We start from the raw sequence: 15,999 nt of genomic DNA on the forward strand, positions 1-15,999 counted from the left end.
TTAATCCTTCGCCTCCACCTGCTTGGGATCCTTGGTGCGAACGCCCCAGATGATCAGACCAATGATGAAGAATGCACTCGGCGGCAGCAGCAGCAGACCGTTGGGTACATACCAGCCACCGTTGTTCACCAGCGGCAGCAGCTCGATGCCGAACCAGGTGCCGGAGCCCAGCAGTTCACGCACGGTAGCGACGCTCAGCAGAATGGCGCCATAGCCCAGACCGTTGCCGATACCATCCAGGAAGGAGGGGAGCGGCGCGCTCTTCATGGCGTAGGCTTCGGCACGACCCATCACGATACAGTTGGTGATGATGAGGCCGACGAAGACCGACAGCTGCTTGGAGATGTCATAGGCATAAGCCTTGAGCACCTGGTCAACCACGATAACCAGCGAAGCGATGATGGCCATCTGGGCAATGATCCGCACGCTGTTCGGGATCTGGTTGCGGATCAAAGAGATGAACAGGTTTGAGAAGGCGGTGACCGCCATAACCGCGAGGGTCATTACAAACGCTGTCTTCATCTGGCTGGTAACCGCGAGTGCAGAACAGACACCCAGCACCTGCAAGGCGATGGGGTTGTTGCCCAGCACAGGGGTCAACAGCAACTTTTTCATTTCGCTCTTGTCAGCCATTGTTGATTTCTCCTGCACGAACCTTGGCCAGGAAAGCGCCGAAGCCCTTGGGACCCATCCAGAAGTCGAAGGTATGCTGTACGCCGTTACCGGTCAGAGTGGCACCGGAGAGACCGTCGATCTCGTGCTCGGAGCCCGCCGGAGCGTGACCCTTGATGACGCGCAGCGCCGGCATGCCATCCTGATCGAACAGCTTCTTGCCGACAAACAGCTCGCGCCAGGCCGGATTCTCGATTTCACCGCCCAGACCCGGGGTTTCACCGTGGTCGTAGTAGGTGATGCCCTTGATGGTCTGGCCATCAGCGGCAACCGCGACGAAGGCATACATGGTCGACCACAGACCCTGACCGTAGATGGGCAGGATGATGTTGTCGATCTTGCCTTCGGCATCCTTGGCGAAGAACACCGGAACCAGCTTGGAGATCTGACGCAGACCAGCCTTGTCGTCGGCAGCCGCCAGACGGATGTTTTGCGCCGGATCTTTGGCCGCCTGCTTGGTATCGAAGTTGTCGGCATCGCCGTCAACAAAGTTACCGGTGGCGAGATCCACCAGACGGGCTTCGATCTTGTCGCCATACAGCTTGGCCAGATCGCGCTTGGCCACATCGCTGATGTCCACGCCGGCTACGGAGAGAATGTTGCTCTGCTTGTCCAGCGCCTTGTTCTCCTCTTGGGTAGAACGCAGGCCAACGGCAGCAACGGATACCACGATGGAACAGGCCAGGCAGAGGCCGGTTACCACGCTGATGGTGCCGAAGGTTGAGTCTTTATTAAACGCCACGAGCAATCCTCCGCTTGATGTTTGCCTGAGCGACGAAGTGGTCAAACAGGGGAGCAAACAGGTTTGCAAACAGAATGGCCAGCATCATGCCTTCCGGGAACGCCGGGTTGACTACGCGAACCAGCACGACCATCACGCCGATCAGGGCGCCGTACCACCACTTGCCCTTGTTGGTAAAGGCGGCGGAGACGGGGTCGGTTGCCATGAAGGCCATACCGAAGGCAAAGCCACCCAGCACCAGATGCCAGTGCCACGGCATGTTGAACATGGGGTTGGTATCGGAACCGATGACGTTGAACAGCAGGGAGGTGGCGATCATACCGATCATCACACCGGCGATGATGCGCCAGGAGGCGATACGCATGTAGACGATCATGGCTGCACCCAGCAGGATCATCAGGGTAGAGACTTCACCGATGGAACCCGGCAGGTTCCCCAGGAAAGCGTCCATCCAGCTGATAGCCTGACCGGTTGCACCGTTGATCAGTGCCATCTGGCCGCCCTGTGCCCACTGGCTCAGCGCGGTTGCGCCGGAGTAGCCATCGACGGCAACCCATACGGCGTCACCGGAGATCTGGCCCGGGTAGGCGAAGAACAGGAAGGCACGACCGGCCAGCGCCGGGTTCAGGAAGTTTTTGCCGGTACCACCGAACACTTCCTTGGCCATTACCACACCGAAGGTGATACCCAGAGCAGCTTGCCACAGGGGCAGCTCGGGCGGCACGATCAGGGCAAACAGGATGGAGGTCACGAAGAAACCTTCGTTGATCTCGTGCTTGCGTACCATGGCGAACAGCACTTCCCAGAAGCCACCGACCAGGAAGGCGGTCAGGTAGATGGGGAAGAAGTGGGCGGCGCCGATCATCATCTTGCTGCCAATACCGGCAACCGCGGGATCGAGGGAGGCACCCAGCATGGTCGCCAGCGCATATTGCCAGCTGCTGGCACCGGCTGCCGAGCCCATATGGGCGATCGCGGCAATGGCCTGGTTACCAACGTTGTACATGCCCCAGAACATGGCCGGGAACACGGCCAGCCACACCATGATCATCATGCGCTTCAGATCGAGCGCATCACGAACGTGGGAGGCGTTGCGGGTTACGGAACCCGGGGTATAGAACAGGGTGTATGCCGCTTCGAACAGGGCGTAGTACTTCTCGTACTTTCCACCCGGTTCGAAGTGGTGTTCCATTTTTTCAAGAAGTTGCTTGAAACTCATCGCTTAACCTTCCAGTTCAATCTTGGTCAGGCACTCACGCAAGATAGGGCCGTACTCGGTCTTGCCGGGGCAGACGAAAGTACAGAGGGCCAAATCTTCCTCATCCAGCTCCAGACAACCCAGTGCCTGGGCACCGTCGGTATCACCGGAGATCATGTCCCGCAGCAGCAGGGTCGGCAGGATGTCGAGTGGCATCACCCGCTCATAGTTGCCGATAGGCACCATGGCACGGTCACTACCGTTGGTAGTGGTGGTGAAGTTGATCAGCTTGCCCTTCATCAGATGAGAAAGGGTGGTGCGGGTGATGGAGAACTTGTTGGCGCTGGGGTTGATCCAGCCCAGGAACTCTTTCTCGCGACCTTCGCCCAGTACGCAAACCTGATTGTGGTAGCGACCCAGATAGTCGTGAACACCGTCAGCCTTGGCACCGCTCAGCAGAGAACCGGAGATGACGCGGTTTTCGTCAGCGCGCAGCTCGTTGTTGGTGAGCTGGCTGATGCAGGCACCCATACGGGTACGCAGCAGACGCGGTTTGAGCACGTTCGGGCCTGCCAGAGCGATCACCTTGTCAGTGAAGATCTGGCCGGTGGTGAACAGCTTGCCGAATGCGATCACGTCCTGATAGTTGATGTGCCACTGCACCTTGGTGCTGCTGACCGGATCCAGGAAGTGGATGTGGGTACCTGGCAGACCGGCAGGATGCGGGCCAACAAAGATCTCTTCCTTGACCTTGGCCAGAGGAGAGTGAGGCAGGCTGCCTTCGCCCTTGCAGACATAGACGGTGCCGTCGGTCAGACGAGTCAGCACGGCCAGACCGTCGAGGAACGCCTGAGACTGCTCCTTGATGATAAGCTCTGCGTTGGCGGCCAGCGGGTTGGTGTCCATGGCGGTCACAAAGATGGCGCGCGGGGCTGTGCCTACCGCGGGAACTTTGCTGAAGGGACGAGTGCGCAGCGCGGTTGCCACTGGCCGGATGCAAGCAGGATCTCCTGTACTTTGCTGCGCTCGAGCTTGGCCAGCTCGGCAGAGGCAAAGTGCTCGAAGGTAACCTGTTCATCGGAGCCGTCCAGGTCGATGACCACGGACTGGAGAACACGTTTGGCACCACGGTTGATCTCTGAGACCACACCGGTGGCGGGAGCTGTGAATTTAACGCCCGGATTCTTCTTGTCTTCGAAGAGCTCCTGACCTTTGATGACGCGATCACCTACTTTGACGAACATAGTAGGTCGCATCCCCACGAACTCCTCGCCCAGTGTAGCAACACGGGTGATGGCGGGGCCATCGTAGATTACTTGCTCTGGCGCACCCAGCACGGGGATGTCCAGTCCTCTTTTGATTGTAATCATACTTAATTGCACTACCGTTACGGGAAGAGAGGTTGGTTAGCGCCGAGAAATACATCACGACGGGTGGTTGAATGAATCGGCATTGCAGCCGTGCCAGGCGGGCTGACACAACGATTATTAAACATGCGAGGTCATTCAAAAGCGCCTGAGTTTACCACTCAAGGTGCATTTTTTTCCATGCCAAATGGGCAAAATCCCCGTGGCATCACAAAATTAACCTGCAATGAATAATCGCCAAACCCCTTGTAACTCGTGGTTTTAAAGGTTTTTTATTTGCGCTTTGTCGAGGAAATTGGAGGGGGAGACCTGGATGGAGCAGCCTTGAACATCGTCCGGGAAAATTGCATTTCCAACCCGTCAAAAAGGCTGGAAATGCACAGGATTTGTTTAATTTATGGCTATTTGCCGATGTTCAGGTTATCGGGAGGTCAATTCCGTCAGGAGAGCGACGGTTTGCCCACACAGCTCGGGGTACGCGGGGCATTGCCTTTCTCCTGCCACTCGCTGCCAGTGTATGTGTGCAGCGCCAGCGCATGAACCGGGCCTGCCAGCTCGTCGGCCAGAATGGCGTTGACCTGGCGATGGCGGGCAAGCAGGCGCTCTCCGGCAAACTGCTCACTGACGATGATGACCTTGAAGTGGCTCTCCGAGCCCGGTTCAACCCGATGCATGTGGCTTTCATTGATCACTTCCAGCAGGCTGGGGGAGAGGGCTGCGGTCAGCTTGGCTTCGATCAGTTGTTGCATGGTCATCTGTGTTGTTTCCGAAACGTGAATGTCGGGCCATTCTATCGGCAGTTGCGGGGCTGAATAACCCCCCTTGCGAGGGAAATCATCCGTCAGCAGCGCGCTCTGACGCGCTTGCAACTGGTGAAATTCCTGCTCCTCGCTAGAATAGCGCCACTTTGCGTCGTCCCAGGCGCCTGTTATCCGAATCAAGCCGAGGTTGGACTCATCCTATGCAAACCCTTCTCGAGACGCCCCATTGCCAGCTCACGCTCTACCGTTATCCGCGCCTGAGCCAGGAGACCCTGCAAGCATGGGATGCGGCAGACGAGTATCTGATCAACACGCTGGCGGAGGCGCCGCTCGAGCAGGCTGGCCCCGTCATCATCATGAATGACAGCTTCGGAGCGCTGACTGCTTTTCTGCATGACCATGCTCCCTGCTGCGTGACCGACTCCTACATCAGCGAGCGCGGGATCCTGGCCAATCTGGCCGAGAACGGACTGGATGTTGGCGGGATCACCCTGCAGGATGCACTGGCGCCGCTACCGGTTGCCCCCTCGCTGGTGGTAATCAAGGTTTCCAAATATCAGGCGCTGCTGGAGCAGCAACTGCTGGCGCTGCGGGAGGTGGTGACACCGGCGACCCGCGTCATCGCAGCCGGCAAGGCGAAGGATATTCATACCTCGACCCTCAAGCTGTTCGAAAAGTATCTGGGGCCGACTCGTACCTCGCTGGCCTGGAAAAAAGCGCGTCTTATCCACTGCGAGCCGCAGGCTGACCTGCCGGCTCTGGCCAACCCCTTTCCGACCGTTTGGCCGCTGGAGGGCACCGACATGCTCATCCACAACCACGCCAACGTCTTTTCGCGCACCAGTCTCGATATCGGTGCCCGCTTTATGCTGGACAACTTGCCCATCCACAGCGCACGTCAGGTGATCGATCTCGGTTGCGGCAACGGCGTGCTGGGACTCTCGCTGCTGGCGCGGGATCCCGAGGTGGAGGTGACCTTTATCGATGAGTCCTACATGGCGGTTGCCTCGGCCCGGCTCAATGTGGAACAGAATCTGGCCGATGCGTTGCCGCGTGCCCGCTTTATGGTCAACAACTGTCTCGACGGCATCGTGGCCGGTTCGGCGGATCGGATCCTCTGCAATCCTCCCTTCCATCAGTTGCAGGCAATCACCGATCATATCGCCTGGCAGATGTTCTGCGATGCGCACCGGGTGTTGCCTCGGGGGGGCGAACTCTGGATAGTAGGCAACCGTCATCTGGACTATCACAACAAGCTCAAGCGTCTGTTTGCCAACGCACAAGTCGTTGCGTCGAACAGCAAATTCGTTATTTTGAAAGCCATCAAACGCTAAAGGAAACCCATGATGAAAAAGTCACTCTTGCTGCTGGCCGCCCTGATGCTGGGCGGGTGTGCCACTCACTGGCCGGAGACGGCGATGCTCAACCCGCAGGTGATCCCCGCCAACCAGCAAGTCTACTCTGGTAACCGCATCACCATGGAAGGGGTGGACAAGCGTGAAGCCGCCTATGTCTTCTCCATCAAGTACAAGGAGAAAGCGCCGGTGCTGGTCAACAGCGAACGCCCGCTCAACCTGCTGATGGCCGAACGGCTGGCGGAAGGGCTGCGCAGTCAGGGACTGGAAGTGGGCAACAGCGGTACCACCAACCTGACCCTGGTCATCTCCAACGCCGCGGTCAATGTGGAAGAGAAGACCTTTACCTATGTCACCAAGTCCCGTGTCAGCTTGCAGGTGATCGCCGATTTTCAGGGTAACCGTCTGACCAAGCAGTTCAACATGTCCTCCAGCAAGGAGAGCCCGAGCGAGCCGGGCATGGCGGATCTGGAATCCACCCTCAACCTGCAACTGGGTAGCGCACTGCAGCAGATCATGGCCGACGAGGCGCTGCGCGGTTATCTGAAAGGTCAACCTGCGACCACAGGGGTGTAAAGATGAAAAAACTCTGGTTGCTGGCCATGCTGATCGCCCCGCTGGCGTTCGCTGGTCCGAAAGTGAAGCTGGAGACCAACCACGGCAATATCGTGGTGGAGCTGGCATCCAAACAGGCACCGCAGACGGTGAAGAACTTCCTGCGCTACGTGGCGGATGGCAGCTACGATGGCAGCATCTTCCACCGGGTGATCCAGGATTTCGTGGTGCAGGGCGGCGGGTACAACCAGCAGTTCCAGCAGCTGCCGACCTATGAACCGGTAGTCAACGAATCCCGTGGCGGCCTGCCCAACAAGCGCGGCACCATCGCCATGGCCCGTACCCAGGCGGTCGATAGCGCCACGCGTCAGTTCTATTTCAATCTGGTCGACAACAACAACCTCAACGCCGATGGCGGTGCCGGTTACACGGTATTTGGTCAGGTGGTGCAAGGGATGGAAGTGCTCGACAAGCTGGCGCAGGTACAGACTGGCTACAGCCCCATTCTGCGTGCCAATGATGTGCCGACCAGTCCCATCATCCTGAAGAAGGTGGTGTTGCTGGCTGAACCCTCGGTAGAGAAGAAAGCCAAGAAGTAGGTGCCAGTTTTCCCTGCCACGCTCTCTTTGGCTGGTCCGGTAACTGTTTTGAAGGCTCATCCCGTTCGGGGTGAGCCTTTTGTTCATCTATCTCCCTGCCTTGGCTATCGCGCTCCAACCTGCCAAAATGGCGCACTTTTCCCAGATTCGTCAGGTAGTTCAACATGATCCGCAAGCCGAGCTGGCGAGAATCCCTCGCCGTTTATCTCGAACCAAGAGTGCTGATCCTTTTTGCCATGGGCTTCTCATCGGGTCTGCCCCTGTTGCTGGTCTTTGGCACCCTCTCTTACTGGCTGCGGGAAGCGGATGTCAGCCTGACCGATATCGGTTACATGAGTTGGGTGGCACTGGCCTACGGCTTCAAGTGGCTGTGGTCGCCACTGGTGGATCGCATGCCGCTGCCACTGCTCTCTACCCTGCTGGGGCGTCGCCGCAGCTGGATGCTCTTCTCCCAACTGCTGATCGCCGGTGCGCTGGTCGGTATGGCGTTATGTGATCCCAAGAGTGGGTTGGCCCATTTGGCGCTGTTTGCCCTGCTGGTGGCGTTTGCTTCAGCGACGCAGGATATCGTGATCGACGCCTATCGCATCGAGTCGGCACCGGAGCGGCTGCAGGCGGCGATGGCGGCCTCATATATGACCGGCTACCGCTTGGCGATGATCATCGCCGGTGCCGGCGCACTGGCGCTGGCGGCCTGGTTTGGCAGCAACAACGGGTATGACTATCACGGCTGGCAGGTGACCTATCTGCTGATGGCTGCGCTGATGTCCCTTGGGGTGATTACCACCCTCTTGTGTCATGAACCGGAAATCGATCTGGCGGGACAGAGCCAGCAGCAGGGGGAACGCAAGGCGCTGTTGCTGGCCCGTGGCTGGCCTGCACCGCTGGCCAGTGCGGGGGCCTGGGGTTATGAGGCGGTCTGGAGCCCCTTTGCCGACTTCTTCCGTCGCTATGGTCACTCGGCAATGCTGATCCTGGCGCTTATCGCCTGTTATCGGGTTGCCGATGTGGTGATGGGCGTGATGTCCAACAGCTTCTATGTGGATATGCAGTTCAGCAAGACCGAGGTGGCCACCATCACCAAGGTATTCGGGGTAATCATGACGCTGGTGGGGGCCGCCGTGGGTGGCGTGCTGGTGATGCGGTTTGGCACATTGCGCATTTTGTTTCTTGGCGCGCTGCTCACTGCCAGTACCAACCTGCTGTTCGCGCTGCTCCATCAGGTGGGCCACAATCTGGAGCTGCTGACGCTGATCATTTCCCTCGACAACCTCAGCGCCGGTATCGCGACCGCTGCCTTTGTCACCTATCTCTCGAGCCTTACCAATGTCGCCTTTTCGGCGACCCAGTACGCTCTGTTCAGCTCGGTGATGCTGCTGTTGCCCAAACTGCTGGCCGGTTTTTCCGGACAAATCGTGGAGCAGATTGGCTACAGTGCCTTCTTTGTCGGAACCAGTTTATTGGGCTTGCCTGTGTTGTTGTTGATTGTGCTGGTAGCCAGAAAGGGGAGTGCGTTGCTCTCAGCGGCTGACAAATAGCAAGCGTTTGCGTAGAATTGGGGGTGATTAGATTCACACTTCCGGATAAAGTTCCCGAGAAGTTGTTTCTCCCCCTATTTTATTTGATTAGAATTCCTCTCGCTCCTTGTGGGCAGGCTACGGAAAACCTCAACTAACGCACAAGAGACCAATAAAAATGGCCAAATTTACCAAGACTCTGATCGCTGCCGGCCTGATGGCTGCTGCTGCCACTCCGGCCTTCGCTGCTGACTACAGCGGTGACATCCACAAGAACGACTTCAAGTGGATGCAGTTCAACGTAATGCACACCATCGACCAGCGTCCGTTCACTGCTGGCCAGAAAGATTACAACGACACCTATCTGGAAATGGAATTCGGTGGTCGTTCCGGCATGTTTGATCTGTATGGTTATGTCGATATTTTCGACATCCTCGACAACAAGCATAGCGACAAGCATGGCGGCCAGAACCTGTTCATGAAGTTTGCTCCGCGTCTGTCTCTGGATGCCCTGACTGGTAAAGACCTCTCCTTTGGCCCTGTGCAAGAGCTCTACATTGCCAACCTGAACAACATGGCTGACGGTCAGATGGAAAACCAGATCGGTCTGGGTGCTGATGTCATGGTTCCCTGGTTCGGCAAGGTTGGTATGAACCTGTACGCTCGTTACTCCAACGAGAACGAGTTCTTCAGACAAGAAGAGAATTCCTGGAACGGTTATCAGTTCTCCATGAACTGGTTCAAACCTTTCTACACCTTTGGCAACGGCAGCTTCGTATCCTATCAGGGTTACCTGGACTATCAGTTCGATCTGGATACCTATAACCGTGCCGATCGCACCACTGATAACCTGGCTACCTTCCACGGTATCTACTGGCACTCTGACCGCTTCGCTGTCGGTTATGGCCTGAAGTACTTCATGGATGCCTATGGCAACAAAGATGGCTCCACTGCATTCGACGGTACTCCGTGGAAGAGCTCTGGCTTCAGCCACTACTTCGACGTTACCTACAAGTTCTAATCAAACTTCAGGTGCAAAAAAACCGGAGCCTTGGCTCCGGTTTTTTATTTTCGCGCTTATGCGTGACACGCTCGATTGAGGCGCCACGCAACAGAATGATTTAGTCGCGGAAATTCTGGAACTGCATCGGCTGGCCCAGTTCGGCGCCACGCACCATCGCCATCACCTCTTGCAGGTCGTCACGCTTCTTGCCGGTGACACGTACTTCATCACCCTGGATGGCAGCCTGCACCTTGATCTTGGAATCTTTGATCAGTTTGACCAGCTTCTTGGCCACTTCCTTGTCGATCCCTTGCTTGAACTTGACGGTCAGGTGGAAACGCTTGCCGGAGTGAACGGAATCGCCCACGTCCATCGAGCTGTTTTCGATATTGCGCTTGAGCAGGGCGCCACGCAGGATTTCAACCATCTGCTTGAGCTGGAAATCGGCATCCGCCTCCAGCTTGACCTCTTCCTTGTTCAACTCGAAGCTGGCTTCTACCCCACGAAAATCGAAACGGGTGGCCAGTTCACGATTGGCGTTGTCTACGGCGTTCAACACCTCGTTCATTTTGACTTCAGAGACAATATCGAATGACGGCATAGCCGGGCTCCTCATGTTGCGTTATCGGGGGCCAAATCTACCAGAAATAAGGCAAATTTGCTGATTTTGATGGGGCTGCTCTGCTAGAATCCTGTGCGCACAGGATGGGTGGACCCGTTAGTGTCCGCCAGCGACAGCTTCACTTATCCCCGGTAACAGGTTGAGAGGATTGCAACCCTTACCCTGACAGAGTCACACCATGCCAAGCGGATTAAAGAATTCCCGACAGCCTGCCACCACTCAATGGTCCATATTGGGTTGCGGTGCTCTCGGCGGCGTTTTTGCCTCCCTGTTGACCCAAAGCGGTCAGTCAACACGAGTGTTGTTGCGCGAGCATCATCAATCCACCCTGCATCCGGGGTTTGATTTCACCTCGCTGGAAGGGCACGTTCAGCTGCTCAATATCGAACGTGGTTTCGCCAGCAAACCGGGCAAGATCAAGCGCCTGCTGGTGATGACCAAAGCCAGTCAGGTGGTGGCCGCACTGGCGCCGCTGGTTGGCAAGCTGGATGCCGAAGTGCCCATCATATTGCTGCACAACGGCATGGGGATTGCCGAACAGGTTGTTGCCATGTTCCCCCACAATCCGGTTATTGCCGGGGTGACCAGCCATGGTGCCATGCAGCTGGGCCATTTCGTGTTTCGCCACACCGGCAAGGGCGAAACCTGGCTCGGGCCGGTCAATGAGGCCGCCAGGGCTCATGCTGCTCTGGCTGACGAACTGGCACTGGCGCTCGGTCAGGCCGGTTGGGATGAGCAGATTTTGCAGCGTCAGTGGCAAAAGCTGGCCATCAACTGCGCCATCAACCCGCTGACTGCGTTGCACAAGCTGAAAAATGGCGAGCTGGCAGGCCCCCGCTTTGCTGATGCACTGCAGCAGGTCTGTGTCGAGGTGGCCGATGTGATGAGCGCACAAGGCATTGCCACGACCGCTGAAGAGTTGCTGCGCCGGGTGATGACTGTGGTCGAGCTGACCGCCGACAACTACTCCTCCATGTGTCAGGATATGGAGCTTGGTCGAGAGACCGAGATCGAAGCGATCACCGGATTCCTCCTGGCCAAAGCGGCCGAGCATGGCATCGCGGTCCCGGTCAATCAGGGACTCTATCAGGCGGTCAAAGAGAAGAGTCAGACAGCCTGAGTTTGACGAGGTCAACAGCAAGGAGGCAAAGATGAGCGTACTGGTTCTGGTTGCGCCCGGATCGGAAGAGATCGAGACGGTGGCGATTGTCGATACCTTGGTGCGTGCCCAGCTGGAGGTGGTGTTGGCCTCCTGTTGCCCGCTTGGCAAGCGCCAGATCAAAGCATCGCGCGGGGTTCAGCTGGTGGCCGACTGCCATATCGATGAGCTGGCGCCTCGTGATTTCGAGGCTATCGTTGTGCCGGGTGGCCTGCCTGGCAGCGAAGTGATCCGCGATACCCCGCTTGCCATCGAGCTGCTCAGTGCGCAGGCAAGTGCTGGTCGCTGGCGAGCTGCCATCTGCGCAGCTCCTGCCGTTGTGCTGCACCACCACGGCTTGCTGGATAAGGCTTGCGTGACTTGTCACCCCGCTTTTCAGGCTCGGTTGCCAGCAACGCAGCTCTCCACCGCTCGGGTCGTAAGGGATGAGATGCATCGCCTGATCACCAGCCAGGGGCCGGGCAGCGCCATCGAGTTTGCCCTCGAACTGGTGCGGGTGCTGCGTAGTGATGAGCTGGCTGCGGCGGTTGCAGCGCCTATGGTGTTGCCTTAGCGAAGGGTTATCTGCTTCATGAGCCTTTATCTGGGCTTTCATCTTGCCTAAAAACGGGCCCCTGCCATATCGGCAGGGGCCCGTTTTTCTATGCCCGGACGATAACCCGGGTCAGTAGTCGTACTCTTTGCACTGTTTCTTGTTGAATTCGGTGCGCCAGCGGGAGAGTTCTTCCTGCGTGCCCAGCTTGTCCCCCTTCTTGATGGCTTGTTCCAGTGCCGCGATGCGATCGTAGAGCCAACGGCACTCGGCGGTCGGATTGTTTTTGCCGATCCCGGCGAGCGGCAGCAGACAGAGTCCCAACCAGAGGTATTTCATTGCCAACACTCCTTGTTGCAGTGATTGATGAGGTCTCTTTGGAGTCTAACAGGATAGCAGCCATTGATTGAGATAGAGCTCCTCCCTGGCTTGCAGTAATATGATGCGATGTCTGTTTATTTATACAGTGGTATGCGCAAAATCATCCATATCGACATGGACTGCTTTTTTGCCGCGGTGGAGATGCGGGATAACCCCGCATTGCGGGAAGTACCGCTGGCGATAGGGGGGGCGTCCGAGCGGCGTGGCGTCATTTCGACCTGCAATTATGTTGCCCGCCGCTTTGGTGTGCGCTCGGCGATGCCCACTGCGCTGGCGAAAAAGCTCTGTCCGCCGCTGGTGCTGTTGCCGGGAAGGATGGCGCTCTACAAGGATATTTCCCGCCAGCTAAGAGCCATTTTTCATCGCTATACCGATCAGGTAGAGCCCTTGTCGCTGGATGAGGCTTATCTCGATGTCACTCACAGTGGCTGTTGTGGTGGCAGTGCAACCCTGATGGCCCGGGAGATCCGTCATGCCATCGTCACCGAACTGGGACTGACCGCTTCGGCTGGCGTAGCGCCAAACAAGTTTCTGGCCAAGCTCGCCTCGGAGCAGCGCAAACCGGATGGTCTGTTCATTATCCGCCCTGACGAGGTGGAGGCGTTTACCTGCCTGCTTCCTCTTGGCAAGTTGCCCGGCGTCGGGCGCAAGACGGCAGAGCGGCTGGAGGCGCAAGGGCTGTTCACTTGCGAGGATGCCCGGGCACTGGCGCCTGAGGAGTTGCAAAGCCGGTTCGGCAAGCTGGGCGAGATGCTGACGAGCCGCATCTGGGGTCTGGATGAAGAGCCGGTGCAGGCACAGCGGGTTCGCAAGACGGTTGGCGTGGAAACCACACTGGCAAGCGATCTCTGTGATGAATTGGCCTGCATGGAGGTGCTAAATCGACTGTTACCCGAGCTGGAGCGCCGCTTCCAGCAGGTCTGCCCGGCAGAACAGCTTATGGGGCAGGGGATCAAGCTCAAATTTGCTGATTTTCACCAGACAACTGTTTATCGCAGTCAGGGAGGATATCAGGCCGAGTTGTTCATACCCTTATTGAAAGAGGGGTTGCTGCGGGCGCAAGGGCGATCGGTACGTCTGCTGGGGTTGGTGGTGGGTTTGCCGAAAGAGGGAGAAGTTAACCAACTATCGCTGGATTTGCTCTGAGATAGTTAAGTTTTTGTTTATAAAGTCGATAAACTATCCATATCGCTATGACGTTAGGAATATTGGCATGAGTGCTCTTTCTGTCCAGGGTCGGATCACCCTGATTGCCGGTTGTTGTTTGTTGGTTACCGCAGCCGCTCTGGTTGCTTCATCTCTTTACAATGCCAACAAGATGCAGGCGCAAGTGCGACAAGCAACAATGCACGAGGCTCAGCAATCGGCAGAAAACTGGATGAAAGCGATGGGTGCTGAGCAGGCTGCCAAGGTGACCAGTTATCTGGACGAGGCCTATTTCCGGGCGACTCTGCTTGCTGAAAATGTGCTGTTCCAGCGCAAGAATGCGGCCGACAACTTTGTTCACTCCGAGGCGCTACGTGGCGCTATCAACCAGCAGCTGCACGATGCCGCAGCCTCTTCCACCAATCTGCTCGGCGTTTACGCTGTGTTTGAACCCGATCAGCTGGACGGAGAGGACAGCAACTATCAGGGCTCCAGCGAGATTGGCTCCAATGATAAAGGGCGTTTTTCAACCTATTGGGCCTATGACAACGGCAAGCTGGTACCTGAAGTGCAAAACGAGGATGTGCTGGCTGACGAAACGCCGACCGCATCTGGCGGCGTTGAAAACGAGTGGTATCGTTGCAGCATCCGCACCAAGGCGCTCTGCCTGCTTGAACCATATCTGGATGACGTCGGCGATAAAAAGGTTCTGATCACATCGGTGAGCACCCCTTTGCTGGATAACGGCAACTTGCTGGGGATGGTTGGCGTCGATATCTCTTTGACTGCATTGCAGAATCTGGTTTCCACCATGGACAAGGAGCTCTATGACGGCAAAGGCAGGATCTTGCTGGTCAGCCATGAAGGGCGTGTGGCAGGTGCTGATCAATTCGATGTCACGCTGGGGCGAGCACTGGAGCAGAAGTATCAGGGGCTGGCTGCTGACCTGAAAGGGTGGCTCAACCAAGGACAGGAGCTGAGCCGCTGGAGCAGCGACGGCTCCATACTGCAAACTTTTGTCCCCGTGACCATGCGTGGTACCGATCGCAAGTGGGGCATCTATATCGAATTGCCCCGAGCCGTGGTGCTTGCATCGGCCCAGCAGCTGCAAGAGGCGCTCGCCAGTGAATCAAGCCGCAGCGTCGCCACCCAGCTCGGGATTGGCGCGCTTATCTCCTTGCTGGCTTTGAGCTTTATCTGGCTGATGGCCCGTCAAATCGTTGCCCCCATCCGTGCCGTGGTTGCCCGACTCAAGGATATTGCCACTGGTGAAGGGGATTTGACCCAGCGCATCGAAATTCATCGTCAGGACGAGATCGGCGAGCTGGCCAAGTGGTTCAACAGCTTCCTCAACAAACTGCAATCGACCATCAGTCAGGTCATCGCTACTGTAGAAGGAACGCGTACCAGTGCCGAGCAGGCGGCGCATGTCGCCGAGCGCACCAGCAGCGGTATGCAGACCCAGTATCAGGAGGTCGATCTGGTCGCTACTGCCTTTGAAGAGCTCAGCGCAACTGCTCTGCAGGTGTCCGGCAACGCCTCTTCGGCGGTGGCTGCGGCCAATGAAACCGACGCTGCTGCACAAGAGGGCAAGTATGTGGTGGCCGATACCCAGGAGGCGATGCGCAAGCTGATGGCCATCATCAACAATGCACTGCCGGTGGTTGAACGGCTCTCCGCCAACAGTGACAACATCAACGATATTCTCACCGTGATCCAGGGGATTGCGGAGCAGACCAACCTGCTGGCGCTCAATGCGGCCATCGAGGCAGCGCGGGCCGGTGAACAGGGTCGTGGTTTTGCCGTGGTGGCGGACGAGGTGCGTAATCTGGCGGGTCGTACCCAGAATGCGATTGTCGAGATCCAGAAATTGATCAGCGAACTGCAGTCCGGTACCGGGGCCGTGGTCAAGGCAATCCACGATGGTCATGGTCAGGCTGACCAGACCCTTGGCAAGGTCGATCTCTCGGTGCGGGTACTGGAGCAGATCATCCAGTCGGTCTCCACCATCCACCAGATGAACGAGCAGATAGCCCGGGCGGCGCAGGAGCAGAGCCGGGTGGCGGACGAGATCAACCGCAACGTCAGCAACATTCGCGATGTGAGCCACACCATCCGCGCCGAGGCGGCGACTTCCGCCGAAAACGGTCGCGAATTGTCGGCACTGGCCGACAAGCAGCAGCAGCTGGTGGGTCAGTTCAAGGTGTAGGGGAATGAAAAAAGGCGCCATCCGACAGGAGGCGCCAAACACATTCAGATGACAGACTGGGTCAAATCGATAAGATTTAAACCCCTCTTCCCGCAGAGGAAGAAACACAACACCACAATCACAGTCGAACGACTCACGAAAAACCCATGCAAACCAACATGTAGTAGAAAATGTGAGCCAT

Annotated in this window: 15 protein-coding genes and 1 pseudogene; 9 read left to right on the forward strand and 7 right to left on the reverse strand. The window is 57.3% G+C overall.

Annotated elements, in window-relative coordinates; translation table 11 throughout:
* From WE862_RS09220 to WE862_RS09240, 5 genes and pseudogenes are all read right to left on the reverse strand, one after another.
* Positions 1–633, reverse strand: a complete 633-nt coding sequence (locus WE862_RS09220) for an NADH:ubiquinone reductase (Na(+)-transporting) subunit D (RefSeq protein WP_033114212.1) — start codon at positions 631–633, stop codon at positions 1–3.
* Positions 626–1,414: a Na(+)-translocating NADH-quinone reductase subunit C gene (locus WE862_RS09225; protein WP_339058734.1), complete on the reverse strand. Its 789-nt coding sequence runs from the start codon at positions 1,412–1,414 to the stop codon at positions 626–628. Before WE862_RS09225 ends, WE862_RS09220 begins: the two co-directional genes overlap by 8 nt.
* Positions 1,404–2,633, reverse strand: coding sequence for an NADH:ubiquinone reductase (Na(+)-transporting) subunit B (locus tag WE862_RS09230; protein ID WP_041208045.1), 1,230 nt, complete (start codon positions 2,631–2,633; stop codon positions 1,404–1,406). The genes WE862_RS09225 and WE862_RS09230 overlap by 11 nt, the downstream gene beginning before the upstream one ends.
* A 3-nt stretch (positions 2,634–2,636) precedes the next feature.
* Positions 2,637–3,982 (reverse strand): annotated as a pseudogene (locus WE862_RS09235) (Na(+)-translocating NADH-quinone reductase subunit A).
* A 437-nt stretch (positions 3,983–4,419) separates the two neighbouring features.
* On the reverse strand, positions 4,420–4,734 hold the full coding sequence (locus WE862_RS09240; protein WP_042032116.1) for a BolA family protein: 315 nt from the start codon (positions 4,732–4,734) through the stop codon (positions 4,420–4,422).
* A gap of 206 nt (positions 4,735–4,940) precedes the next feature.
* On the opposite strand from WE862_RS09240, the gene WE862_RS09245 reads away from it, so the two are divergent.
* The 5 genes from WE862_RS09245 (at position 4,941) to WE862_RS09265 (ending at position 9,787) form a co-directional block, all read left to right on the forward strand.
* The gene (locus WE862_RS09245) at positions 4,941–6,074 is read left to right on the forward strand and encodes a methyltransferase (RefSeq protein WP_198493519.1); all 1,134 of its coding nucleotides are present in this window, start codon (positions 4,941–4,943) and stop codon (positions 6,072–6,074) included.
* Positions 6,075–6,086: 12 nt separating this feature from the next.
* Positions 6,087–6,671, forward strand: a complete 585-nt coding sequence (locus WE862_RS09250; protein ID WP_033114218.1) for a YajG family lipoprotein — start codon at positions 6,087–6,089, stop codon at positions 6,669–6,671.
* Positions 6,672–6,673: 2 nt separating this feature from the next.
* Positions 6,674–7,249, forward strand: a complete 576-nt coding sequence (locus WE862_RS09255; RefSeq protein ID WP_198493518.1) for a peptidylprolyl isomerase — start codon at positions 6,674–6,676, stop codon at positions 7,247–7,249.
* Positions 7,250–7,413: 164 nt separating this feature from the next.
* Entirely contained in the window at positions 7,414–8,787 is a 1,374-nt protein-coding gene (locus WE862_RS09260) for an AmpG family muropeptide MFS transporter (protein WP_198493517.1), read from the forward strand.
* Positions 8,788–8,944: 157 nt separating this feature from the next.
* Entirely contained in the window at positions 8,945–9,787 is an 843-nt protein-coding gene (locus tag WE862_RS09265; protein ID WP_042030227.1) for an outer membrane protein OmpK, read from the forward strand.
* A 100-nt stretch (positions 9,788–9,887) separates the two neighbouring features.
* Here WE862_RS09265 and WE862_RS09270 read toward each other — a convergent pair whose 3' ends face one another.
* On the reverse strand, positions 9,888–10,370 hold the full coding sequence (locus WE862_RS09270; RefSeq protein WP_033114222.1) for a YajQ family cyclic di-GMP-binding protein: 483 nt from the start codon (positions 10,368–10,370) through the stop codon (positions 9,888–9,890).
* A 199-nt stretch (positions 10,371–10,569) separates the two neighbouring features.
* On the opposite strand from WE862_RS09270, the gene WE862_RS09275 reads away from it, so the two are divergent.
* Both WE862_RS09275 and WE862_RS09280 read left to right on the forward strand, forming a co-directional pair.
* A complete protein-coding gene (locus WE862_RS09275) occupies positions 10,570–11,511 on the forward strand; it encodes a ketopantoate reductase family protein (protein ID WP_042030228.1) in 942 nt (313 codons plus the stop codon).
* Between the two features lie 31 nt (positions 11,512–11,542).
* Positions 11,543–12,103 (forward strand): DJ-1 family glyoxalase III, encoded by a 561-nt coding sequence (locus WE862_RS09280; RefSeq protein ID WP_042030229.1) that lies wholly within the window; start codon positions 11,543–11,545, stop codon positions 12,101–12,103.
* 111 nt (positions 12,104–12,214) lie between these two features.
* Here WE862_RS09280 and WE862_RS09285 read toward each other — a convergent pair whose 3' ends face one another.
* On the reverse strand, positions 12,215–12,421 hold the full coding sequence (locus WE862_RS09285; protein ID WP_042030230.1) for a hypothetical protein: 207 nt from the start codon (positions 12,419–12,421) through the stop codon (positions 12,215–12,217).
* A gap of 132 nt (positions 12,422–12,553) precedes the next feature.
* On the opposite strand from WE862_RS09285, the gene dinB reads away from it, so the two are divergent.
* Complete coding sequence (gene dinB, locus WE862_RS09290) at positions 12,554–13,609, forward strand: DNA polymerase IV (protein ID WP_042030231.1); 1,056 nt, start codon at positions 12,554–12,556, stop codon at positions 13,607–13,609.
* Between the two features lie 67 nt (positions 13,610–13,676).
* Positions 13,677–15,818, forward strand: a complete 2,142-nt coding sequence (locus WE862_RS09295; RefSeq protein ID WP_042030234.1) for a methyl-accepting chemotaxis protein — start codon at positions 13,677–13,679, stop codon at positions 15,816–15,818.
* Positions 15,819–15,999: the final 181 nt, after the last annotated feature.

The organism is Aeromonas jandaei (genome assembly GCF_037890695.1).
Taxonomy (GTDB): Bacteria; Pseudomonadota; Gammaproteobacteria; order Enterobacterales; family Aeromonadaceae; genus Aeromonas; species Aeromonas jandaei.